20 protein-coding genes, 2 pseudogenes and 1 riboswitch are annotated in these 21,725 nt (G+C 64.7%); of the genes and pseudogenes, 11 read left to right on the top strand and 11 right to left on the bottom strand.

The window, feature by feature from the left end; all coding sequences use genetic code 11:
* Nucleotides 1-55: 55 nt before the first annotated feature.
* The gene (locus tag DFO68_RS11260; RefSeq protein ID WP_133483760.1) at nt 56-247 is read right to left on the bottom strand and encodes an AbrB/MazE/SpoVT family DNA-binding domain-containing protein; all 192 of its coding nucleotides are present in this window, start codon (nt 245-247) and stop codon (nt 56-58) included.
* A gap of 62 nt (nt 248-309) precedes the next feature.
* Between DFO68_RS11260 and DFO68_RS11255 the strand changes: the two are divergent.
* Nucleotides 310-699, top strand: a pseudogene (locus tag DFO68_RS11255) (peroxidase-related enzyme); the annotation flags it as partial.
* Between the two features lie 12 nt (nt 700-711).
* Here DFO68_RS11255 and DFO68_RS11250 read toward each other — a convergent pair.
* Nucleotides 712-1,386, bottom strand: coding sequence for a hypothetical protein (locus DFO68_RS11250; protein ID WP_133483759.1), 675 nt, complete (start codon nt 1,384-1,386; stop codon nt 712-714).
* Nucleotides 1,387-1,500: 114 nt separating this feature from the next.
* A riboswitch (TPP riboswitch) is annotated at nt 1,501-1,617 on the top strand.
* Here DFO68_RS11250 and DFO68_RS11245 point away from each other — a divergent pair.
* From DFO68_RS11245 to DFO68_RS15680, 6 genes are all read left to right on the top strand, one after another.
* Nucleotides 1,607-3,004: a sodium:solute symporter gene (locus DFO68_RS11245; protein WP_133483758.1), complete on the top strand. Its 1,398-nt coding sequence runs from the start codon at nt 1,607-1,609 to the stop codon at nt 3,002-3,004. (Overlaps the previous riboswitch by 11 nt.)
* 20 nt (nt 3,005-3,024) lie before the next feature.
* Nucleotides 3,025-3,720 (top strand): TenA family protein, encoded by a 696-nt coding sequence (locus DFO68_RS11240; protein ID WP_133483757.1) that lies wholly within the window; start codon nt 3,025-3,027, stop codon nt 3,718-3,720.
* A 138-nt stretch (nt 3,721-3,858) separates the two neighbouring features.
* Complete coding sequence (ilvD, locus tag DFO68_RS11235) at nt 3,859-5,547, top strand: dihydroxy-acid dehydratase (protein ID WP_133483756.1); 1,689 nt, start codon at nt 3,859-3,861, stop codon at nt 5,545-5,547.
* A 179-nt stretch (nt 5,548-5,726) separates the two neighbouring features.
* Nucleotides 5,727-5,915, top strand: a complete 189-nt coding sequence (locus tag DFO68_RS11230) for a hypothetical protein (protein WP_133483755.1) — start codon at nt 5,727-5,729, stop codon at nt 5,913-5,915.
* 74 nt (nt 5,916-5,989) lie between these two features.
* A complete protein-coding gene (locus DFO68_RS11225; protein ID WP_133483754.1) occupies nt 5,990-6,775 on the top strand; it encodes an SDR family NAD(P)-dependent oxidoreductase in 786 nt (261 codons plus the stop codon).
* A 264-nt stretch (nt 6,776-7,039) separates the two neighbouring features.
* Nucleotides 7,040-7,276 (top strand): AbrB/MazE/SpoVT family DNA-binding domain-containing protein, encoded by a 237-nt coding sequence (locus tag DFO68_RS15680; protein ID WP_373190749.1) that lies wholly within the window; start codon nt 7,040-7,042, stop codon nt 7,274-7,276.
* A gap of 52 nt (nt 7,277-7,328) precedes the next feature.
* Here the strand turns inward: DFO68_RS15680 and DFO68_RS15825 are convergent.
* Nucleotides 7,329-7,538, bottom strand: a pseudogene (locus tag DFO68_RS15825) (IS91 family transposase); the annotation flags it as partial.
* 109 nt (nt 7,539-7,647) lie between these two features.
* Between DFO68_RS15825 and DFO68_RS11215 the strand changes: the two are divergent.
* The gene (locus DFO68_RS11215; protein WP_166637556.1) at nt 7,648-8,616 is read left to right on the top strand and encodes a 2-hydroxyacid dehydrogenase; all 969 of its coding nucleotides are present in this window, start codon (nt 7,648-7,650) and stop codon (nt 8,614-8,616) included.
* Nucleotides 8,617-8,620: 4 nt separating this feature from the next.
* Here the strand turns inward: DFO68_RS11215 and DFO68_RS11210 are convergent.
* The 8 genes from DFO68_RS11210 to DFO68_RS11170 form a co-directional block, all read right to left on the bottom strand.
* Nucleotides 8,621-9,633, bottom strand: a protein-coding gene (locus DFO68_RS11210; RefSeq protein ID WP_133483752.1) for an IS630 family transposase whose coding sequence is annotated in 2 segments (ribosomal slippage) — nt 8,621-9,246 and nt 9,246-9,633 — 1,014 coding nt in all. Because the reading frame shifts where the segments join, the coding sequence is not laid out codon by codon here.
* A 201-nt stretch (nt 9,634-9,834) separates the two neighbouring features.
* Nucleotides 9,835-10,158, bottom strand: a complete 324-nt coding sequence (locus tag DFO68_RS11205; RefSeq protein WP_133483751.1) for a type II toxin-antitoxin system PemK/MazF family toxin — start codon at nt 10,156-10,158, stop codon at nt 9,835-9,837.
* The gene (locus tag DFO68_RS11200; protein WP_133483750.1) at nt 10,155-10,388 is read right to left on the bottom strand and encodes an antitoxin MazE family protein; all 234 of its coding nucleotides are present in this window, start codon (nt 10,386-10,388) and stop codon (nt 10,155-10,157) included. The genes DFO68_RS11205 and DFO68_RS11200 overlap by 4 nt, the downstream gene beginning before the upstream one ends.
* Before the next feature lie 223 nt (nt 10,389-10,611).
* The gene (gene selD / locus DFO68_RS11190) at nt 10,612-12,906 is read right to left on the bottom strand and encodes a selenide, water dikinase SelD (protein ID WP_133483749.1); all 2,295 of its coding nucleotides are present in this window, start codon (nt 12,904-12,906) and stop codon (nt 10,612-10,614) included.
* A gap of 124 nt (nt 12,907-13,030) precedes the next feature.
* Nucleotides 13,031-16,132 carry a molybdopterin dinucleotide binding domain-containing protein gene (locus DFO68_RS11185; protein ID WP_133483748.1) on the bottom strand — a complete coding sequence of 1,034 codons (3,102 nt, stop codon included), beginning with the start codon at nt 16,130-16,132 and terminating at the stop codon, nt 13,031-13,033.
* Nucleotides 16,125-17,318 (bottom strand): NrfD/PsrC family molybdoenzyme membrane anchor subunit, encoded by a 1,194-nt coding sequence (nrfD, locus tag DFO68_RS11180; RefSeq protein ID WP_133483747.1) that lies wholly within the window; start codon nt 17,316-17,318, stop codon nt 16,125-16,127. Before nrfD ends, DFO68_RS11185 begins: the two co-directional genes overlap by 8 nt.
* Entirely contained in the window at nt 17,302-18,078 is a 777-nt protein-coding gene (gene dsrO, locus DFO68_RS11175) for a sulfate reduction electron transfer complex DsrMKJOP subunit DsrO (RefSeq protein ID WP_133483746.1), read from the bottom strand. Before dsrO ends, nrfD begins: the two co-directional genes overlap by 17 nt.
* Nucleotides 18,079-18,356: 278 nt before the next feature.
* Complete coding sequence (locus DFO68_RS11170) at nt 18,357-18,635, bottom strand: XRE family transcriptional regulator (protein WP_133483745.1); 279 nt, start codon at nt 18,633-18,635, stop codon at nt 18,357-18,359.
* Between the two features lie 237 nt (nt 18,636-18,872).
* On the opposite strand from DFO68_RS11170, the gene lhgO reads away from it, so the two are divergent.
* From lhgO to DFO68_RS11155, 3 genes are all read left to right on the top strand, one after another.
* Nucleotides 18,873-20,069, top strand: a complete 1,197-nt coding sequence (lhgO, locus tag DFO68_RS11165; RefSeq protein ID WP_133483744.1) for an L-2-hydroxyglutarate oxidase — start codon at nt 18,873-18,875, stop codon at nt 20,067-20,069.
* 156 nt (nt 20,070-20,225) lie between these two features.
* Nucleotides 20,226-21,185, top strand: a complete 960-nt coding sequence (locus DFO68_RS11160) for a TAXI family TRAP transporter solute-binding subunit (RefSeq protein ID WP_133483743.1) — start codon at nt 20,226-20,228, stop codon at nt 21,183-21,185.
* Nucleotides 21,160-21,711, top strand: coding sequence for a DUF1850 domain-containing protein (locus DFO68_RS11155; RefSeq protein ID WP_243726493.1), 552 nt, complete (start codon nt 21,160-21,162; stop codon nt 21,709-21,711). Before DFO68_RS11160 ends, DFO68_RS11155 begins: the two co-directional genes overlap by 26 nt.
* The last annotated feature ends 14 nt before the right edge of the window (nt 21,712-21,725 follow it).

The raw sequence follows: 21,725 nt of genomic DNA, 5'->3' as shown, positions 1-21,725 counted from the left end.
GCCCTCCTGGAAAATCCTCCGAGAGAGCCTTCGCGAAGAGGTCAAAGAGCAGGCATTATGCGACGAATAACACAAAATTCGTGGGGATCCGCCAGAGGTCGAGCGGTGATGCCTTGCGAAGTCGAATCTCACCGTCTTCGATCTCGAAGCAGATGGTATCGCCGGCGTGGAGGTCCAGTGCCTTGCGGACGTTGCCGGGAATCGTCGCCTGGTATTTGGTGGTCAGCCGACTGCTGGCGGTGGACATGACGACCCTCCTTCCGAATTTTTGAAGTAATACGGTAATGCTAGTCTTGCTACCCGTAGGTCGCAATCCACGATGCCCTGATCGAGCGGGAGTCCGATACGCTCACCAAGGCCGAGAAGGAGATGATCGTGGTGGCCCGCGGCGCCCTGGTGTGTATCTACAGCAAGGCCCCGCTGCTGGCCGACCAGGTGGCCATCAACCACCGCACCGCGCCGATCAGTGAGCGCCATCGCACCATGCTGGATTTCGCCATGTACTGCGGCCTGGAGGTGGGGGAGCTCACCGACGAGTGGGAGGCCCGCCTGAAAACGGTTGGGTTCAGCCACGACGATATCTGGGACATCGTTGCCATCGCGGCTTTCTTCGCCCTTTCCAACCGCCTGGTTACCTTGACCGGCACGCCGCCCAACGAGGAGTTCTACCTGATGGGGCGGGTACCGCGCGATAAGTGAGAAGCCACTCAATCACTCTCTGGCGCTCTGCTTCAATAGCTGCAGCATCGGTGCCAGCTGACTCTCGTGCAGCAGCAGCACGCTGTCGCCCCTTTCGCTGGCGAGGGGGGTAACCACAGCGAACTCGCCTTCCTCCAGATGGAACTCGTGGATCTCGCGGGGCCCTTTCGGTGTCTGGCAGAAAATCGAGCGGTAGGGGTCGTCCTCGCTGTAGATAAGGCGGTGGTAGACCTTGAAGAAGGTGTAGAGCGTCAGGCCCTGCGGGAAGGCGGGCCAGCGGGCGGGTATGGTGCGGGTTTCTTCATCGAGCGTCTGGCCGCTGGCCTCGGCGGCGGCGATGGCCTGCTCGAGGGGTTCTGCCAGCAGCGAGGCGTTGTCGCGGGGCAGCGGCTGCTGCTGCTCGAAGGCGTGCCGGAAGTCGTCGGCCACCTGGCCTAGCGCCGCCAGCGATCCCGCTCGGTGATCGCGGTGAAGGAGCGCGGCGGGCGCGAAGTTGCCGTTCTCCCAGCCGTGGATGACGCGCAGTACCAAGTCACCGCGCCGCATGGGGGACAGCACCAGCGCCTCGGTGGCCACTCTAAGGTGCAGCAGGCGCTCGGTGGCGGTGTTGTCGAAGGCGCTGTAGGGATCGACGAAGATCCCATGCAGTCGACCGGGGGCATGTTCCTTGGCTTCGTTGTAGGGCATCACAGGGCTCCGGCACGGGTAGTCGTCTCGGCGAGGTGGCGTTATGATGCCCCTCGATCCTGTCTCTATCGGCCATTCCGGCCCCGGCTTGAGGCGCGATCCTACCATCCATTCACTTGTCGCCAGGGGAGCCCCGCCGTATTCGTGTCGGCGAGGGCTGAGAGAGCATCACGCTGACCCTGGAACCTGATCCGGTTCATACCGGCGGAGGAAGTGCGACATGCCCTACCTAACGTCTGCCGTGCTCGGCGCGGCGCTGCTGTGCTTTGCTTTCTTGGGCCTGCGGGCCCGCCGGGCCGATGGCCCCCTCGATGACTACGTCACCGCGCGCAACTCCCAGGGCGCCCAGTCGCTGGGCCTCTCCTTCCTGGCCTCGGGGATGGGCGCCTGGATCCTCTTCGCGCCACCCGAGATCGGCGCCTTCGTCGGCCCGGTGGGGCTGGCTGGCTACGCCATCGGCTCGGCACTGCCGCTGGTGATCCTGGTGCGCTACGGCCCCGCCATCCGCCGACACCTGCCGGCCGGGCGCAGCATCGGCGAATTTGCCGAGGCCTGCTACGGCGCCGGCGTGCGCCGCTGGGTGTCGTTGATATCAATACTCTACATGGCTTGCTTTTTGGCCGCAGAGCTCACCGCCATCGGCTCGATTACCGCACTGCTCTCGGACGTGCCGCCGGCACTGGTGGTCTTCGGCGTGGCCGTGACGACCCTGATCTACACCGCGGTCGGCGGCCTGCGGGCGAGCCTGGCCACCGACCGCTGGCAGGCCTGGCTGCTGCTTGGCCTGCTGCTTTTGGTCACCGTGGTGGCCCTTGACCGGCTGCCGACGATGCCTGCCGATGCGAGCTTGCCATCGGTGCCCCTGGGCAGCGCGCTGAGCGTGGCCCTGACCCTGGTGATCGCGGTGACCGCGGCTAACCTTTTCCACCAGGGTTACTGGCAGCGAGTCTGGTCGGCCCGGGACGACCGGGCGCTCGGCCTCGGGGCCTGGCTGGGTAGTGCCATTACGGTAGTCGTGGTTGCCGTGGTCGGGGTGCTCGGCATGCTCGCCGCCATGAGTGGCCTAGCGCTTGGCGAGCCACCGATCCCTTTCTTCGCCCTGCTGGCTGAGGCACCCGGCTGGCTAGCCCTGCCGGCGCTGGTGCTGGCGGTCTCCCTGGTGGTCTCGAGCGTGGACAGCCTGCAGAACGGCATCGCCACCCTGGTGGTGGCAGGCTCCGGCAGGCGGGGCCTGTCGATTACTGCGGCCCGCTGGGTGACGGTAGCGCTGATGGTGCCGGTGGTGATCGTGGCCCTGCAGGGGCACTCTGTGCTGCGTCTTTTCCTGATCGCCGACCTGCTGTGTGCTTCCATTGTGGTGCCGGTATTGCTGGGAATCTGGTCGCGGATGAGCGCCCTAGCTGCGGTGGCCGGCGGTATGGCGGGCATGTTTGGCGCCATCCTGCCGGGCTGGGTTGCCGGGGGCAGCCTACCGGCCGGTATCCTGGCGGCAAGCTTTCCCGACAGCATCCCCACGCTTGCCCCCTTCCTGGTGGCGCTGCTGGCCTCCACCCTGGTCAGCCTGCTGATCGCCTGGTGTCGTCCCGCTCCCCAGGCTCTTTCCAACGCCAACAAATAAGCCCAACGCGAGGTAATCCCATGACCACACGCCATGCCTATGACGCCTGGGCCGAGGGGCGTCCCGAGGCGCGCATCAGCGATTGGCTACGCGAGATCAGCGAGCCCGACTGGTCGGCCACCGTGAACCATCCGCTCTTCGATGCCCTGGCCGAAGGGCAGATGTCGGAGGGCGATTTCGCCGCTTACATGGTCCAGGACTACGGATTCGTCGACCCTTTCACCGCGCTGCTGGGGCATGCCATCGGCGATGCTCCCGTGATGGCGGACCGGGTGGTGCTGGGGCAGTTCATGGGCATGCTGACCAGCGACGAGAACAGCGTCTTCCAGCGCACCTTCGACGCCTTCGATGTCTCGGCTGCCCAGCGCCAGGCACCGGTCTATCTCGAGGCCACGCAGGCGTTTCGCCGCCTGCTGGACGAGACAGGAAAGCACGGCGGCTATGCCGAGATCCTGGCGGTGCTGGTGGTGACTGAGTGGCTCTACCTCGAGTGGGCGCTGCGCATCACGCCTGTCGATGGGCTTCACCCGCTGATGGGGGAGTGGATCGCCCTGCACGACAATCACGCCTTCCAGGAATTCGTTGCGTGGCTGCGTCGCCGACTGGATGAGCAAGCGGCAGGGCTCGATGATACTTCCTTCACCCGCATGGCCGAGCGCTTCCGCGAGACTGTGGCGCTGGAGCGACGCTTCCACGATGCCGTCCACCCATCCTGAGGAGCTGGCATCCTGAGGAGCCTGGCATGTCCCTCTCGGACAGGCACAGCGCGGCTGCGCCGCCCGAGGCGTTCCGTCGCTGCCTGACAGCGGGTACTCTATGGCGACCCCAAGAGTCATCTACCAGGAGAGGCCCGCATGACCGAGACATCCCAGGATCCCCGACGCCGCCATTCCGCCGAGGTGGTGGATGGGGTCGGCAAGTCCGCTAGCCGCGCCATGTTGCGTGCGGTGGGCTTTCGTGATGAGGACTTCGCCAAGCCCCAGGTGGGCATCGCTTCCACCTGGAGCAACCTTACGCCTTGCAACAGCCATATCGACGAGCTGGCCCGGCGGGCTAGCGATGGTGCCGATGGGGCCGGCGGCAAGGGCGTGATCTTCAACACCATCACCATCTCCGACGGCATCGCCAACGGCACCGAGGGCATGAAGTACTCGCTGGTGTCGCGGGAGGTGATCGCCGACTCCATCGAGACGGTGGCCGGTTGCGAGGGCTTCGATGGCCTGGTGGCTATCGGCGGCTGCGACAAGAACATGCCGGGCTGCCTGATGGGTCTGGCGCGCCTGAACCGGCCAAGCGTCTTCGTCTACGGCGGGACCATCCTGCCGGGCGAAGGCCACACCGACATCGTCTCGGTGTTCGAGGCCATGGGCGCCTACAGCCGCGGCGACCTGGACCTGATCGAGGTCAAGCAGATCGAGGAGGCGGCGATCCCCGGCCCCGGCTCCTGCGGCGGCATGTACACCGCCAACACTATGGCTTCGGCGATCGAGGCGCTGGGTATGAGCCTGCCCGGCAGCTCGGCGCAGAATGCCGTCTCCCAGGCGAAACGTGACGACTGCGAGGCGGCCGGGGCAGCGGTGCTCGCGCTGCTCGAGCGCGACCTCAAGCCCTCCGACATCATGACCCGCCAGGCCTTCGAGAACGCCATCACCGTGGTGATCGCACTCGGTGGCTCCACCAACGCGGTGCTGCATCTGATCGCCATAGCCAGCACCATCGGTGTTGAGCTATCGCTTGCCGACTTCACCGAGATCGGCCGGCGCGTGCCGGTGGTCGCCGACCTACGTCCCAGCGGCCACTACATGATGAGCGAGCTGGTGGCGATCGGCGGCATCCAGCCGCTGATGAAGACCCTGCTCGAGGCCGGCCTGCTCCACGGCGACTGCCTGACGGTGACCGGCCAGACGCTTGCCGAGAACCTGGCCGATGTCCCCCCCTATCCCGATGACCAGCAGATCATCGCCCCGCTGGATCGCCCGGTGAAGGCTGAGAGCCACCTGCGCATTCTGCACGGCAACCTGGCGCCGGAAGGAGCGGTGGCCAAGATCACCGGCAAGGAGGGCACACGCTTCTCTGGTTCGGCGCGAGTATTTGGTTCCGAGGAGGAGGCCCAGGCGCGAATCAACGACGGCACCGTGGTGGCCGGCGATGTGGTAGTGATTCGCTACGAAGGGCCGAAGGGCGGCCCCGGCATGCGCGAGATGCTTACCCCGACCTCGGCGATCATGGGCCGGGGGCTGGGCAGCGAGGTGGCGCTGATCACCGACGGACGCTTCTCCGGCGGCAGCCACGGCTTCGTGGTCGGCCATGTCACCCCGGAGGCCATCGACGGCGGCCCCCTGGCGCTGGTGGAGGATGGCGACCTGATCACCATCGACGCCGAGGCCGACACCATCGACGTCGACCTGCCCGACGAGGAGCTGATGCGTCGCCGTGCCGCCTGGCGCCAGCCCGAACCGCGCTACGCGCGGGGGGTGCTGGCCAAGTACGCGCGGACGGTCAGCTCGGCCTCCACCGGAGCGGTGACCGATCTGCCGGAGTGAGGGTGAGTCAGCAGGATTATACTTATCAGGCGGGAGGCTTTTGCCATGCACGGTTAGCCTTCTATGCTGGGTAATGACGATCTGCGGCCGATGTGCCTCGAGTTGCCGTCGGCCGCCGTCTTTCCATGCCACGTCGTCGCGGCGAAAGCGCCACGATGGCACCAGCGACAGGAGGCAGCATGCCCAAATCCGGACCCAAGCAAGCCCGAGTCGAGCCGATTCGCGAAGCCGAGGACCAGAACCTGCCGGTCGTCGGCTGGCATGTCATCGACGAGACGGATCCGCAAAACGAGATCGCCGTCTCCGAGCATGAAACGCAAGCCGAGGCTATCCGCGCCGCGGAAGAGTACGAGCAGCGCGAGGAGTGAGTGCAGTGCGGCGCACTCTGCACTCGCCGAGCGCGCCTGACCGACCCCATCCATCGGTAACGAGGAGATATCAAATGAGTGAAGCAATCGCCAAGCGGCTGCAAGGCAAGGTGGCGCTGGTGACAGGCGGGGTACATGGCATCGGCAGGGCCATCTCCCTGCGCCTGGCCGAGGCCGGCGCGAGCGTGGCGGTCACGGATATCGACGATGACGCAGGACGAGCGCTGGTCGAGGAGATCGAGAACCACCAGGGAACGGCCCGCTACTGGCATCTCGATACCTCGAGCGAAGACCAGGTCAAGGCGGTCTTCCAGGAAACGGCACAGGCCTTCGGCAGCCTCGATGTGCTGGTCAACAATGCCGGAATCTCCGGCGTCAACAAGCCAACCCACGAAGTGACCGCTGAAGAGTGGGACGCCCTCATGGCGGTCAACGTCAATGGTGTCTTCTACTGCACGAAGCACGCCATTCCCTATATGCAGCGGGCGGGGCAGGGCAGCATCATCAACCTCTCGTCCATCTATGGCATCGTGGGGGCCGCCGACCTACCGCCCTATCATGCCTCCAAGGGCGCCGTGCGGGTGATGAGCAAGAACGATGCGCTCTTCTACGCCAAGGACAGGATCCGGGTCAATTCCGTGCATCCCGGCTTTATCTGGACGCCCTTGGTGGAAGGGATCGCCAAGCAATCCGAGGAGGGGGTCGAGGCATTTCGCCGTCACCTCGACGGCCTGCATCCTCTGGGTCATGTAGGCGAGCCCGATGACATCGCCTTCGCGGTCGTCTACCTCGCCTCGGACGAGTCGAAGTTCGTGACCGGTAGCGAACTGCTGGTTGACGGTGGCTACACCGCGCAGTGAGGCCGGCCGTGCTGTCATGATCATTGGCCTGCGTGGTTGAGGCCTGTAGCGCGTCAATCTGGATGAGAAATTGCGGCGCCTTTTTATGCTCCCTGACCGGTTAGCAAGCGGTGTCATTCGTGTCCGTGTCGCTGGGCGACACGGCATGACTCATCTTGCGGGTCGCGGGCGTTGCCAGCCGTCCTTGAGAGCGCTTGTCGTCCATCGCGGCCCCACAACACGATAAGGGCGGTACGAGGCTTGCCGACGTTACCCGACAGGGTAATGGTTACCAGCGATTGCGCTGTGTGGTGTCTTCGCCGCGTCGGCGGTTCTATCATGATGGCGGTGCCGCGAGCACTGCTCGATCAGTTGCATCTGCACGCTGGCTCTCAAGTCGAGATCAAGGTCGATCACGGGCGTCTGATCGTGGAACCGGACGCCTTCAATCTCGCCATGGGTACGCCCCTGGTCGCACCGATCACCAACGGTAGTGGTTCGCTCGTTCCCGTGCCACCGTAACTCGGGCAGGTTTCGACGTTCACCTTGAAAACTCACTTGAGGCGTTGCGCCCAGCGCATCGCCGCGTGTAGCCGGCCTGACGGATCAGGTGCGCGGCAATGACCCGGTAGACAATGCCGAGCACGCGGCCGATGAGCGCCGGATGCGTGGCCAACAGAAATCGCATGGGAAAGGGAAGGCTCAGAACTCACTGCCGAATTGCTCGTTGCGGCAACACCTGGTCGAGCAGCCAGGCTGCACCATCGGCCATCCGGCGGGCGCCGACCGGCGTAAGTTGGTGACGTTCGTTTTCGGGCCGGAGAGGGAACGCCGTCGGATGTGCGGGCGCGAGTGTGTCTGCACGGAGAACAGAGGAAAGTAGGATGTGTACGATGAAAATATGCGTAACCTTTCAGACAACACCAGAACAAAAACAATTTCTGCAACAATTTTTTGAAAACACGGCAGACATCCATTTTCTGGATGATCATCCCGAAGAGGAGAAAAAAAGTCTCATTTCAACGTCTGAAATTCTACTGTCGTGGAACCCGGAGAAAGAAGGACTTTATAATTTGCAAATCTCATACAGGGAAACTGAATTTATTCAACTGCTTTCAGCCGGATATGATCATGTTAATAGGGATAAACTTCCTTCGGGTGTCATGATTGCTTCCAATCAGGGAGCTTATGCCGCACCCATGGCAGAACATGCTGTCGCCATGATCCTGGCTTTATCAAAAAGGCTGATAATCTACCATCAGGAGTTGTCCAACGGAAATTTTAATCAGCTGAGCAGCGTAACCAAAGCCATCGACGGTTCCGTACTCGGGGTCATCGGGTTTGGATCAATCGGGAAAGCCACTGCTAAACTGCTGAAGCCTTTTGGAGTTAGCGTGATGGCCCTGAATACCAGTGGAAAAACGGAAGAAAATGTTGAGTTTGTCGGAACATTAAATGATCTGGACTATGTTCTTGAAAACTCTGATGTCGTGTTTATTTCTACTCCCCTTAATAAAGAAACAGAAGGACTGATTAACAGGCAGAAGCTGGAGCTGATGAAAGAGGATGCGATTCTGATCAATGTGGCCCGGGGGCCTGTCATCAATGAACAGGATCTTTTCAACCATTTGAAAACCCATCCGGATTTCTACGCCGGCATTGATGCCTGGTGGATAGAACCGTTTAGATACGGTACGTTCGAGATTCATTATCCGTTTTTCGAACTGCCCAACCTGCTGGGTTCTCCCCATAACTCAGCCATGGTCAAAAACGTCTTCCTGATGGGTATTGAAAAAGCAGCAGCCAATGTAGCACGGTTTATTCGCAATGAGCCTGTCAAGGGGCTGATTCCTGCAACATAAGTGCTTATGCATATGTAATCGTATATTCGTTGCCATAGCCACCAAGCACTCGGTGTACCTCGCTGCATAGCGTGGCAAAGCTCTCGTAGGCGGTCAGTGGCAGCCAGCTGTACTTGACGCGACGCCAGAGGATTTCGATCAGGTTCAGCTCCGGCGAATAGGCTGACAAGTGGATGATGTGAAGGCGATGATTCAGCCACTCAAGCCGCTTTCGCGCAAAGGCACGGGAGCGATGCATGCTGGCGTTATCCAGGATGACGATGGCGAAGGTATCCGGGTCTTTCTGCGCAATGAACTGATCGAAAGCGGAGATCACGGTCGCCGTGGTCACCGACTTGGTCGTCGTATGGTAGACCAGCTTGCCCTGCCGACTCAGGAATCCCAGGACGTTCAACCGTTGACTGTGAGTATAGGCCGGGATCTCCCAGGGTTGACCGATAGGACTCCACGCATAGGGCACCGATGAGGACTGTGAAACCCCTGACTCATCAAAGTAGTAGAGCTCATGCTCGCCCTGATCTTCCCTCTCTTGGAGCGCCTTCATAAGTCCCTGAGTGTTACGGAAATCCGTTTCATCACGCCGCCCTTTCAGTGAGTGTCGAATGCGCTTGAAGCTATTCCGATTTTTTTCAAGGCCCGACGCAATGTGTCCGAGCTGAACGTTTTTCCTGTCTCTTCCTGCAGCCGTGCCTGCAGGGTTCGGATCTGATGAGGGTGATCCTGAACCAACGCTTGCAGCCGTTCTCGATCGTCTTCATCCAGAATGGGAACCCGGCCACTGCGAGGTTTATCGATGAGATCTCCAAGGCCGGAGGCTTCCCATTTTTTGAACCAGATCGAGATGGTGTTTCGTCGAACGTCCAGGATGTCGCTGATCTGGTCGATCGTATAGCCTTGCTCGCTGAGCAAGATCGCGTGAGCACGCCGCCGTAGGGCTCGTTTCTCGCCGTACTGATGGGCTTCTGTCAAATCTCGCTGTTCCTCTTCCGTGAGAGGCAATACGAAGCGCCTTGTCATGCTTTTATCCTGAATGAGAGCCTTGACAGAAATATGCACGAAAAACTCTGCCTAGGCACTTAGCAATCAGATTTTCATTGATGTTAACTGTTTAGCTCATGCAGCCTGATCCAGGTCGTCCTGTCGCATAAAGGCAGGCACTTCACCCGTAAACGGCATGCGCCTTGAGGCGAGGGTCATACGGGATGGGGCGAGTCTCGCTCACGCAAAGCCCAGGAAGACGGCCAGCGCTCTGTTGACGGCGACCATGGTGCTGTCATCGAGGTGGCCGAAGGCCTCCCCAACTCTCTCTCGCTTCACCGTCATGGGCTTGTCCACCATGATCTGGGAGCGTCGCTGCAAGCCATTCTCGGGGGTGGGCTCAATATCGAGGCGGATCAGCGGCGCATCGACCAGAGTGCTGGATAGCAGCAGCACCGTTACGCTGCCAGTTCCGGCAAACTGATCCGACTGGACGATGAGGGCGGGACGAAGCTTCCCAAAGTCACCCGACAGGGCAATGGCCACCAGGTCTCCGCGCCTCATGCGTCACCCTCGTCGTTGTCCAGGTCCAGGAGTGCCGCGTCCATGAAATCCTGCAGATCGCGATCCCCGGCGTCGGCAGCCGCCACGACAGCGCACTGGCGGCGGGCTTCTTCGGCAAAGCCGGGTTGTCGGGTATCGGGTACCCAGATCTGGATCGGGCGCAGGCCGGCCGCACGAAGGGCAGCACGGTGCTTCTTCACCCGGTTTTTCACGTCATTGGTTGCCACCATGGCGATGCCTCCGCTCTGTGTCATGTAACATGCTAGTGTGCCTCTTCGTTACATGCAACATGAGGCTTGTGCAGAAAACGGGCGTTTTGATCGCTCTCAGGCCGCTACTTCCTTCTCGTCCTCAATCTCCCGCTCGAGGGGGAAATGAGCCGGCGCCGTCAGGTTGATCAGGACGTCCAGAGTGAACATGTTGATGCCGCCGTTCGGCAGGTCATCCTCACCGTCATCCCGTGAGCCGGATAGGCTCCAGCGCCTCGCCGGGGTCGAGGACCCGGCCGATGACGCTGGCCCGGGCATAGCCCAGGGCATGCAGGGCTTCCAGGCAGGCCTCGGCGCGCTCGGCGGGCACGCTGGCCAGCAGCCCCCCGGCGGTCTGGGGGTCGAAGAGCAGCGGGTAGCGCGGGTGCTCGACCCAGGCCGCCGGGTCGCGGATGGCCCGGCGCAGTCGCACGTTGGCGGGCTGCAGGGAGCTCAGGATGCCGGCGGCCACGGTCTCCTCCGCCCCCTCGAGCAGCGGCAGGGCCGCCAGGTCGAGCTCGGCATCCACCCCCGAGGGGCGCGTCATCTCGACCAGGTGCCCCAGCAGGCCGAAGCCGGTGAGGTCGGTGCAGGCGGTGGCACCGTGCTCGCGCAGGCAGCTCGCCGCCTGGCGGCTGGACTGGCACATGCTGGCCAGGGCGGCATCGATCCAGCGCCCGCGGGCACCGAGCCGCGCATGGGCGGCGAACAGCGTGCCGGTGCCGATGGGCTTGGTGAGGATCAGCGCCTGGCCGGGGCGCAGGCCGCCCTTCGTCAGGGCGCTGTCGCCGCCGGCATCGATCAGGCCATTGACGGCAAAGCCCAGGGCCAGCTCGCTGCCCTCGCCGGTGTGTCCGCCGACGAGGGCGCAGTCGGCCTGGTTGAGCACCTCCACGGCGCCGTACATCATCTGGTAGACGGTGTCCTCCACCTTGGCCTCGAGCCCCGGGGGTACCGTGGCCACGGCGGTGGCGGTCTGCGCCTCGGCACCCATGGCGAAGATGTCGCCCAGGGCGTGGTTGGCGGCGACCCTGCCGAACACATAGGGGTCGTCGATGAAGGCGCGAAAGAAGTCGATGCTATGCACCATGTCCTTGCCCGGTGGCACCCGCACCACGGCGGCGTCGTCCGGGGCATGCAGGCCGACTCGCACCTCCTCGCGCGCCACCGGCTCGAGGGTCGAGAGGGCTCGGGAGAGCACCGAGGCGCCCACCTTGGCCCCGCAGCCGCCGCAGCGCATGGCGATAGCCGAGATCGCCTGGGCGTGCTCCTCCTCGTCCAGCACCACCTTGCTGGGCCGGGACACTGGCATGGCACCTTCTTCCATCGGCGGCAGCTCGTTGAAGCGGGCCATGAAGCGCCGGTCGATGCTGTCCTTCCAGCGCCATACCCAGTCGCCGGCCAGGCACAGCCTGCCCCGGGAGGCCACGGCGTGGCGGTCGCCGGTGCTGATCAGGGCCAGCCATTTCGCCTGGGGGTGGTAGGGCCTCAAGGGGCGGCCGGTCACCGCGGCGCGCAGGTTGTCGGCCAGGGGGCGGCCCTGGCGCACGGCGAAGACCCCGGCCTTCTCGCGGGGGTGGTCGACCTGGTGGGCGATGTCACCGGCGGCGAAGATGCGCGGGTCCGAGAGCGACTGCAGGGTGTCGCCGACCTTGATGAAACCGTCGTCATCCAGCTCGAGCCGGGTGTCCCTGAGCCAGCCGGCGCCGCCGGCGTTGGTCACCCAGACGATCTCGTCGGCGCCGTGCCAGCGGCCGTCGTCCGCCTGCAGGCGGCCTGCCTCGACGGCGACCACCTCGGTGGCGGTATGCACCTCGACGCCCCGGCGGCGCAGCGTGGCCTCGAAGTGCCGGCGCACCCGGGCATTGTGGGTCGGCAGGATCCGCTCGCTGCGGGTGAAGAGGGCGAAGGAGAGCTCGGCCGGGTTGCGTCCCCGGGCGGCCAGCTCCCTGCTCAGCCGGTACTGCATGGCCAGCAGCAGCTCGGCCCCGCCGGCGCCGCCGCCGACCACCGCGACGCGGGTTTGGCCCGGGTGCGCCTCGATGCGCGCGAGCAGCGTCTGCCAGCGGTCGTTGAAGCGGTGAATCGGCTTGACCGGGATGGCATGTTCGCCGGCACCGTTGACCGCTTCCACGCAGGGCGTCGAGCCGATGTTGATCGACAGCCAGTCGTAGGGCACCGGAGGACGCGAGCGGCAGAACACCTTGCGCTCATCGTGGTCGATGCCGACGGCTTCGTCGCCGAAGAAGCGTGCCCCGGCATACTCGGCCAGCCGGCGCAGGTCGATATGCACCTCGTCGTAGGTGTAATGTCCAGCGACATAGCCCGGCAGCATGCCCGAGTAGGGGGTATGGGTGTCGCGACAGATCAGGGTGAGCCTGACGCCCGGCTCGGGCTTCATGGCGAAGCGCTTCAGCACGCCGACGTGGGTGTGCCCGCCGCCGACGAGGACGATATCCCGTAGCGCTGGTAACCCCGGGGGCTGCTGCGGTTGCTGCATGGTCAGGCTCGCTCTAGATTGGTGGGGCATTAGAGTGATGAGGCGTTGCCGCCACAGTCTAAAGCGAAATCGATGACGCGACGCCATGCCGGTGCTCGGCATGGCGTCGTCGCCTGGTTCGACGTCAGGCCTCCAGGCGGGTCACCCGGATGGGCAGGCCCTGGCGCACGGCGGCGCCGCTGATGGGCTCGAGCCAGGTGCCGTCCACGCTGCGGGTCGGGTCCTTGAAGCCCAGGTCGTTGATGTTGATGCCGGCGCGCAGCCAGTCGAGGTCGGGCTGGGACTCGCCGTCGATCACATGGGGGGTGGCCCCCAGGTCGCGGTGACCGTAACCGTGCTCGATACCCAAAGTCCCCGGCATCACCCCCTCGCCGACCAGCGCCAGGGCGACCACGCTGCCGCCGGGGCTCTCGATGCGGATAGTATCGCCGTGCTGGATGCCGAAGCGCTCGGCGTCCTGGCGATGCATCATCACCGGGTTGTAGGGCTTGATCATGCGCAGCCGCTCGAGGCCGATGGCGTAGGAGTTCATCAGGTTCGACTTGAACGAGAACGCCAGCAGCGGCCACTCCTCCTCGGTGAACACCTCGCGCATGGCGCGGCCATCGGCCAGCGGCGGTAGGCCGTGGCAGGGCACGCCGCGGTTGTGCTGACCGCTCTGGGTGTTGATGCTGGTACCCACCTGCTCATTGTAGATACACAGGGTGCGCTTCCAGGCGCTGGTCAGCTTATCGCCCTTGAAGTGGTCCTTGAAATCTTCGAATCGGCCGCCGCGGGCATAGAGGTAGGCCACCGGCCCGCGCTCTTCGGGCTTGAGGGTGCGCGAAAGCTTTGGCAGCAGCGGCGCCAGGCCGGCGTGGGCGATATCGCTCTCGTCGACGTCGGGCAACGGCTCGCCCTGCATGGCCACGTTGGCGGCGGCGCGCAGGAAGAAGTCCTCGGCACGGTTGAGCGGGTGCAGGTTGCCGTCGGCGTCGGGGATCGCGCCTTCGCCGAAGCCGGGCAGCCCTAGGCGCTTGGCGGTGGCGATGAAGAAGCTCTCCATGGAGACCGGCTCGCCTTCCTTGGTCTTCTGCTGGCGCGGCTCCACCACCGGCCAGCAGGCGGTGGTCATCCTGCCAAGGGCGCCCTTCCAGGCGCCGGTGAAGCCCCATACCTCGTACATCACCGAGTCCGGCACGATGTAGTCGGCATAGCGGTTGGTCTCGTTGAGGAAGCCATCGACGGCGACGAAGAGCCCCAGGCGCTTCGGGTCCTTGAGCTTGTCGGCGATCAGTGCCTCCAGGCCCGCTTGGCCGTAGATGGGGTTGGCCATGCAGCCGATCACCGCCTTGATCGGGTAGGGGTAGCCGTCCAGTGCCGAGGGCAGGTGCTCGGTGAGGGTGGGCGGCGCCAGGGAGCGCCACGGTGCCCGCGCCGGGTAGGGGTTCTCGCCGGCGGCCACCTTGCGCTGGTACTCGGAGGACTTCTCGTAGGGGAAGCGCGAGCGGGAGAGGAAGATCCCCTGGGGGCCGCGCTTGCCGGGGAAGTTCGCCAGGTCGTAGCGGGGGCCTTCGCCCACGCCGTTGAACTGGCCGCCGCCGAGGGCACTGCCGCCCTTGCGGTTGTGGTTGCCGGCCAGCACGTTGAGCATCTGCACCGCAAAGGCGGCGTAGAAGCCGTTGCCGGACATCATGCCGCCGTGGCAGTTGACCGCGGCGCGGCGGCCGTGGCTGGCGTAGCGCCGGGCCAGTTCGACGATGGTCTTCTCGGGGATACCGCAGTGCTCGGCATAGTCGGCCAGGCTGTGCTCGTGGGCCGCCTCGCGCAGCAGTGTCATGCTGCTTTTGACGCGCACCGTGTCGCCATCGGCAAGCTCCACCTCGCGGTCGACGAACAACTCGGCGACCATTACCGTGTCGCTCGCCACCAGCTCGCCGTCGGCGACCACCATGGGCAGGTCATTCTCGCTGTCGGCATCGGCCAGGTCCAGGTCGCTGGCGCGCAGGAAGCGGCCACGGCGCGGGTGGCCTTCGCTGTCGATCACCAGGTGTGTGGCATTGGTGTGGGTCGCTTCATTGGCGGCGTCCGCGGCGGGCTGGCCGGGCAGCGCCAGGAAGTCCTTCGCGTAACTCTCGTTGTCGAGCAGCCACTGGATCACGGCCATGGCGAAGGCGCTGTCGGTGCCCGGGCGGATCGGCACCCAACGGTTGCGGTCGGTGGCGTGGGAGACCGAGGCGTTGAGGCCCGGGTCCACCACCACGTACTCCAGGGTGCCGGCGGCACGTGCCTGGGCGATCAGCCGCCCCTGGCGCTTGAAGGGGTTGCCGGCCTGGCTGGGTGCACAGCCGATGTACATGATGAAGCGCGCGTTCTGGATATCCGGCTTGACGTGGGCGAACTTCTTCATGTCGTTCATCACCGCGCCGGAGCCCATGCGGAAGGCCAGTCCGCAGTAGGAGCCGTGGTGGCCATAGTTGCGGGTGCCGAAGGCGTTGAAGGTGAAACGCTTGAGCAGCGCCGAGCGGCCGTAGTCGGTGGCCTCCATCACCATCAGCTGGTTGGCCTTGGGGCCGTACTCGGGGTTCTCCGGGTCGATGGGGGTGTCGACATCGTGGATGGCACGCAGCCCGTCCACCTGGCCCTCGCCGAATAGGTCGCCGCCCTCACAGATCTCCTCGATGACCTGCTCGAAGGGCACTTTCTGCCATTCACGGCCGCCGCGCCCACCCACCCGCTTGAGGCAGTGGGTGACGCGGAAGGGGCTATCGATCTGGCTCATCATGGCGTTGCCCCGGGCGCAGGCGGTGGAGCGGTTCTGCTGACCCTGGTCGCCATAGGCGCTCAGCCCGCGCAGGGCATCGGCCACCGGGGTACGCATGGGCAGGTGCTCGTCGGCGGAGAGCGGATTGTACGGGTTGCCGGCGACGCGCAGCACCTGGTCGGTGTCGTTGTCGATACGCACCCGCACGCCGCACTTGGTGGTGCAGCCGTAGCAGACGGTGAAGGCGAGGCGCTGGTTCGGGTTGAGGGTCAGCTCGCCGCTCTCCGGATCAACGCGGTATTCCGGCGCCAGTGAGTTGCCGTGGATGCGGTGCTCGGGTTTTTCGCCGGCGCTGCCGGTGACCCCCTTGCCCATCTTGAGCAGCGGGTCGGCGTAGCCGGCGGCGAAGGTGGCGGCACCGCCGGCGGCGACGGCACCTTTCATGAAGCGACGGCGTGAGGTATCGACAGGGAACTTAGCCATGGCCGGGGGCTCCTTCAGTGGTTTCCGCAGCGCTCTGGGCGTCGGATTGTGCGGGGGGAATGTCGGCGGCACTGCCGCCCTGGCGGGCCTGGCGCCACGGCACGAAGAGATCGATCAACAGGATGGCGGCGAGCCACAGGCCGAAGGTGCCGACGATGCCCAGGATGCCGGAGGAGCCGGCGGGAATGCCGTAGTGGTGGAAGCCGGCACTGTTGCGGGCGATGGTCTGCACGTCCATCAACACCACCCAGCGGAACATCCAGCCCACATGCAAGGCCACCAGGCCGAGCACCCAGGCCCAGGCATAGAGCGCCGGGCGGCGTGAAACCGGGCGGGTGAGCAGGTAGAGCACGGCACCGAACAGCACCAGGCCGGTGAGCCCACCCCACAAGGCGGTGCTGCGCCACTCGGCGCTGTCGCGCACCGATTCCATGGCCGCGGCCACCGAGCCGACATTGGCGTTGATGCCGTCGAGGAACCAGCTGCCGGCGACTAGCCCGGCGACCAGACAGGCGCCCAGCATCACCTTGAGCATCTGGCCCGTGACCGTAACGTCACGGGTGCCGTCGACCCGATTCAGGATCATGACCAGTCCCGCCGCGGCGATAAAGCCGGTGGCCACGAACATCGGCGGCAGCCACACCGTGTGCCACAGCGGGCGGGCCTTGACGATGGCCACCTCGGCGCCGGTATAGAGCATGATGCCGGTGGAGAGTGCCAGGGTGGCGAGCCCCACCAGCGCCACCAGGGCGCGCGGGGTGGGGGCGGAGCCGAAGGAGAGCCAGCGGGCCACGAAACCGGCGATGCCGGGCGCCTGGCGGTTGGCCTGCAGCGCCGGACGCCAGGCCAGCCAGGCCAGCACCACCACGCTCACCACGTAGAGCGGCAGGAGCAGGCTGCCGACGGACATCCATGAGTGGCTGTTGGCGTAGGCGTAGAAGTGCCAGAAGCGTAGCGGCTGGTGCAAATCAGCGAGTAAGGCCACCGGGGCTACCAGGGTAGTGGTCAGGCAGGCGAGCAGGGCCAGGCGTGCGGTGGGCAGCCAGCGCTGCTTGCCGAATACCAGCGCCGGGGCGGCCAGCCACAGGGTGGCGTAGGAGAGGGCGATCAGGAAGAAGTACTGCACCGCCCAAGGGTACCAGGCGATGTCATAGCGTGGGGCGAGCAGCTCAATGGTGGAATTCATAGCCCAACTCCTTGCCGTGGGGGTCGAGGACGTCCAGGGCCACCGGCTCGGCGTCGGGGCGAGTGACGAAGCGCTCGTCCATGCCGAGGTAGAAGACCTGGGGCCGGGTGTTCTTCTCGGGCTGCAGCACCATGAGCTCGTCGCGATGCTCTTCGATCATGCGGCTGATCTGGCTCTCGGGGTCGCGCATGTCGCCGATGATCCGCGCGCCGCCCACGCAGCTCTCCACGCAGGCTGGCAGTAGGCCCGCCTCCAGGCGGTGGGCGCAGAAGGTGCACTTGTCGGCGGTCTGGGTGCGCCCGTTGATGAAGCGGGCATCGTAGGGGCAGGCGTTGACGCAGTAGGCGCAGCCCACGCAGCGGTCGCTGTCGACCACCACGATGCCGTCCTGGCGCTGGTAGGTGGCCTCCACCGGACAGACCGGCACGCAGGGCGGGTTCTCGCAGTGGTTGCACAGGCGCGGCAGCATGAAGGTGGCGACCTCACCGGTCTCCTGGTGCTCCACCTCGTACTGGGCAACGGTGGTGCGAAAGCTGCCCAGCGGGGCTGCGTTCTCGATATGGCACGACACGGTGCAGGCCTGGCAGCCGATGCACTGGCGTAGGTCGATGAGCATGCCGTAGCGCTTGCTGGGATCGCCTTCACGGCGGGGTGGCTGCTGGTTGATGCCGGCGCTGGCGACGCTCGAGAGCGGCACCATCGCGGCGCCCGCGCTGAGGCGGGCCAGCTGGCCGAGAAGGGAGCGGCGAATGGGGTCCATGGCGCCTCCGGTGGCCTGGGTGGGGCGGGATCTTCCGCGCATTCAAGAGGTAAATCTGATACCGGAAGGCTAGCTGCGACCAAGGTCCAGGCACTTGACGCCGATCAAGGGATCGTTAGAAATCTCTTAATCCTGGCGTAATGTTAGTGCAAGTCATTGAGTCTAAAAGGTTTTAAGGATGCCTGGCGGGCAAGAAAAAACGCCCCGCCGGGAGGGGCGGGGCGTTCGCTGTTCGTCTTCCTGTCGGCCTCTCGCGAGATGGACGACGAGAGGGGCGATCAGGGCGGTGAGCCGTTCGGGTCGATGGTGCGATAGACAAGGTGGAGCTCATCCACCGAGAGGTGCTCCAGCTTCCCCGAGAGAAGGTCACTGATCTTCTGCATCGGCAGACCGGCGCGGCGGGCAATGTCCTTGCTGCCGAGGTCCGACACGGCGATCAGCCGCGTGATGATGCGCATGAGGCGTGACCGTTTTTCCAGATCCCTGACGTCGAGGTCAGGGCAGCTTCGCGGGGGGGCGGTGAGTTCCGCGTAGGCGGTGTGACGTGCCGTGCTCATGATGCTCCAGTGGGCGGTTTCGACAGTCACACTATGGGGGCTATCCGGCGTTTTTGCCAGTATCGATTCGGTGATTCTTTGGTGTTATTCGAGGCTTCAAGCCAAGACCCTGAGTAACCCGCGCCAGTCTTGCGTAGAGCGAGCTGAGGCGCCGCGACCCGACCGACGGGGTTAGACTGACCAGGCCACGCCGTGACCACGGCGTGGCCGTCTTATTGGAGCAGGAGCGAGGACGGCATGTACGATTTCATCATCATCGGTGGCGGCATCCTGGGCATGTCCACCGCCATGCAGCTTAAGCAGGCCTGGCCCGACCGCCGCATGCTGGTGGTGGAGAAGGAGCGCGAGGCGGCGTGCCACCAGACCGGCCACAACAGTGGCGTGATCCACGCCGGGGTCTACTACACGCCAGGCAGCCTCAAGGCGCGTTTCTGCCTGGAAGGTAACCGCGCCACCAAGGCCTTCTGCGAGACCCACGCTATCGCCTTCGAGAGCTGCGGCAAGCTGCTGGTGGCCACCAACGACCTGGAGATGCAGCGCATGCAGGCGCTGTGGGAGCGCACCGCGGCCAATGGCCTCTCGCGCGAGTGGCTGGGGCCCGAGGCGCTCGCCGAGCGTGAGCCCAACATTACCGGGATCGGCGGCATCTTCGTACCGTCCAGCGGCATCGTCGACTATGCCGCGGTGACCCGGGCCATGGCCGACGAGTTCGAGCGGATGGGCGGCGAGATCCGCTACAACGCCGAGGTTACCGCGATGGCAGAGCGTCGCCGGGAAGTGGTCGTGACCAGCACCGCCGACGAGTTCACCGGGCGCTATCTCGTGACCTGTTCGGGGCTGATGGCCGACCGGGTGGTGCGCATGCTGGGCCAGAACCCCGGTTTCACCATCTGTCCCTTCCGTGGCGAGTACTATCGGCTCCCCCCTGAGCGTAACGACATCGTCAACCACCTGATCTACCCCATCCCCGATCCCGCCATGCCCTTCCTGGGCGTGCATCTGACGCGGATGATCGATGGCTCGGTGACCGTGGGGCCCAATGCGGTGCTGGCCTTCAAGCGTGAAGGGTATCGAAAGCGCGATGTCTCGCCTCGCGACCTGGCGCAGATGCTCACCAATCCCGGGATACTCCGGGTACTGGGGCGCAACCTGCGTCCGGGCCTGACCGAGCTGAAGAACTCACTGCACAAGCGGGGTTATCTCGAACTGGTGCGCAAGTATTGTCCCAGTCTGACCCTGGACGATCTTCGGCCCTACCCGGCCGGGGTGCGGGCTCAGGCGGTCTCCCGCGACGGCAAGCTGGTGGACGACTTCCTGTTCGTCAACACGCCGCGCACCGTCAACGTGGGCAATGCGCCGTCGCCGGCAGCCACCTCGGCGATCCCTATCGGGGCGCATATCGTCGACAAGGTGCGTAAGATAGTCGCCGCATGACGGCCACGACGCGGGTGGCATTGCCGAAATTCTCGAAAAGCGTAGAAATTATGGCATTGGTCTCTCACGCAGCAGGCGTGCTAGCTTGATGAAGGACGTCAACCACGGCGTCGACAACGACAACATCCCAACTGGTTCCAGGATCGGAGGAACGCCATGAAAGTCATCAAGTATGCCGTCGCCGCCTCGCTGATCGCGACGGCCCCTCTGGCTGCTGCCGAGCAACTCTCCGTCGCCACCGGCGGTACCGGCGGTACCTATTATCCCTACGGGGGTGGCCTGGCCGAGCTGATCGGCAATCACATCGAAGGTTACGACGCCGTGGCCGAGGTCACCGGTGCCTCCGTGGAGAACATGGGGCTGATATGGCGCGGCGACTCCGACCTCGCCCTGGCGCTGGCCGATACCGTCTACCAAGCTTATCATGGCACCGGTGACTTCGAGGGACGCCAGCTGGAGAACATCCGTGCACTCGCTTCTCTCTACCCCAACGCCGTGCAGATCGTTACCCTGGCCGATTCCGGCATCGAGTCGCTCTCCGACCTCGAGGGCAAGACGGTCTCGGTGGGCGCGCCAGGCAGCGGTACCGAACTCAACGCCCGCGCGTTGCTCGAGGCCAACGGCATCACCTATGACGACTTCGACCCGCGGCGACTGAACTTCAACGAGACCGCCGACGCCATTCGCGACGGCGATATCGACGCCGGCTTCTGGAGTGTGGGTCCGCCCACCAGCTCGATCATGAACCTCGCCACCACCCGCAACATCCGCCTGGTCGGCCTGACCGACGAGGAGGTGGCTAAGGCCAAGGCCGCCGAGCCGGTGTTCGCCGCCTATACCCTCAAGGCCAGTCTCTACGAGGGCATGGACGATGCGGTACAAACCATCGGCATCCCCAACGTGCTAGTAGTCAACAGCGCCATGGACGAGGAGCTGGCCTATCAGATTACCAAGGTGCTCTTCGAGTACACTGACGAGCTGATCGCCATCCATCCAGCGGCTAACGACACTACCGTGGAATTCAGCGTGGAGTCGACGCCGATCCCCTTCCATCCGGGGGCGCTGCGTTACTACAAGGAAGTGGGTGCCGATGTCCAGGATCACCAGCGCCCCTGAGGCGATGGGTGACTCGCGCCTGAAGGCAGGGCGGGCCTGGCTGCCCGCCCTGCTGCTGTGTGTGGGTCTCGTCCTGGCCGGCCCGGCGGCAGGCCAGGAGGCGGCCCGGCTGGAAGTGCTGGACGCCGAGGGCGAGCGCCTGGTGAGTCTGCCAATGCCCGAGGGGCAGGGCTGGTGCCTGGAGTGGAACCACTCGGTCGAGGGGTTCGCGGTACTGGACTGCTATCGCCATCGTGAGGGGCGCATGGTGCTGGTGCGTAGCCACTTGCCCGACTTCGCGGCGGGGCTGGATCATATCCCCGGGCGTGGCCGCCAGGTCTCCGATGGTGAGGGCGGCTACTGGATCGAGGATATCGACGAACCCGTGCCGGGCAACGCTTATCGGCTGCGAGTCGGGGCCATGCGCGTCAACCATCGCCTGGTGATCGACGGCACCCGGATCAGCTTGAGCCAGCTGGCTGAGAACCGACGTGTGACGGTGCGTTTGACCTTGCCCGGCGAACAGTCCCCTTCAACTGAACCATAACCCTGCGAGAGAAT

This window comes from Halomonas ventosae (assembly GCF_004361885.1).
GTDB classification, from domain to species: Bacteria; Pseudomonadota; Gammaproteobacteria; order Pseudomonadales; family Halomonadaceae; genus Halomonas; species Halomonas ventosae_C.
This window is presented reverse-complemented; position numbering and strand designations above follow the sequence as displayed.

Excerpts from the sequence above, each read along its gene's own strand:
- DFO68_RS11260 (WP_133483760.1), bottom strand. The coding sequence starts at position 247 with ATGTCCACCGCCAGCAGTCGGCTGACCACCAAATACCAGGCGACGATT.
- DFO68_RS11250 (WP_133483759.1), bottom strand. The coding sequence starts at position 1,386 with ATGCCCTACAACGAAGCCAAGGAACATGCCCCCGGTCGACTGCATGGG.
- DFO68_RS11245 (WP_133483758.1), top strand. The coding sequence starts at position 1,607 with ATGCCCTACCTAACGTCTGCCGTGCTCGGCGCGGCGCTGCTGTGCTTT.
- DFO68_RS11240 (WP_133483757.1), top strand. The coding sequence starts at position 3,025 with ATGACCACACGCCATGCCTATGACGCCTGGGCCGAGGGGCGTCCCGAG.
- ilvD (WP_133483756.1), top strand. The coding sequence starts at position 3,859 with ATGACCGAGACATCCCAGGATCCCCGACGCCGCCATTCCGCCGAGGTG.
- DFO68_RS11230 (WP_133483755.1), top strand. The coding sequence starts at position 5,727 with ATGCCCAAATCCGGACCCAAGCAAGCCCGAGTCGAGCCGATTCGCGAA.
- DFO68_RS11225 (WP_133483754.1), top strand. The coding sequence starts at position 5,990 with ATGAGTGAAGCAATCGCCAAGCGGCTGCAAGGCAAGGTGGCGCTGGTG.
- DFO68_RS15680 (WP_373190749.1), top strand. The coding sequence starts at position 7,040 with ATGGTTACCAGCGATTGCGCTGTGTGGTGTCTTCGCCGCGTCGGCGGT.
- DFO68_RS11215 (WP_166637556.1), top strand. The coding sequence starts at position 7,648 with ATGAAAATATGCGTAACCTTTCAGACAACACCAGAACAAAAACAATTT.
- DFO68_RS11205 (WP_133483751.1), bottom strand. The coding sequence starts at position 10,158 with ATGAGGCGCGGAGACCTGGTGGCCATTGCCCTGTCGGGTGACTTTGGG.
- DFO68_RS11200 (WP_133483750.1), bottom strand. The coding sequence starts at position 10,388 with ATGGTGGCAACCAATGACGTGAAAAACCGGGTGAAGAAGCACCGTGCT.
- selD (WP_133483749.1), bottom strand. The coding sequence starts at position 12,906 with ATGCAGCAACCGCAGCAGCCCCCGGGGTTACCAGCGCTACGGGATATC.
- DFO68_RS11185 (WP_133483748.1), bottom strand. The coding sequence starts at position 16,132 with ATGGCTAAGTTCCCTGTCGATACCTCACGCCGTCGCTTCATGAAAGGT.
- nrfD (WP_133483747.1), bottom strand. The coding sequence starts at position 17,318 with ATGAATTCCACCATTGAGCTGCTCGCCCCACGCTATGACATCGCCTGG.
- dsrO (WP_133483746.1), bottom strand. The coding sequence starts at position 18,078 with ATGGACCCCATTCGCCGCTCCCTTCTCGGCCAGCTGGCCCGCCTCAGC.
- DFO68_RS11170 (WP_133483745.1), bottom strand. The coding sequence starts at position 18,635 with ATGAGCACGGCACGTCACACCGCCTACGCGGAACTCACCGCCCCCCCG.
- lhgO (WP_133483744.1), top strand. The coding sequence starts at position 18,873 with ATGTACGATTTCATCATCATCGGTGGCGGCATCCTGGGCATGTCCACC.
- DFO68_RS11160 (WP_133483743.1), top strand. The coding sequence starts at position 20,226 with ATGAAAGTCATCAAGTATGCCGTCGCCGCCTCGCTGATCGCGACGGCC.
- DFO68_RS11155 (WP_243726493.1), top strand. The coding sequence starts at position 21,160 with ATGTCCAGGATCACCAGCGCCCCTGAGGCGATGGGTGACTCGCGCCTG.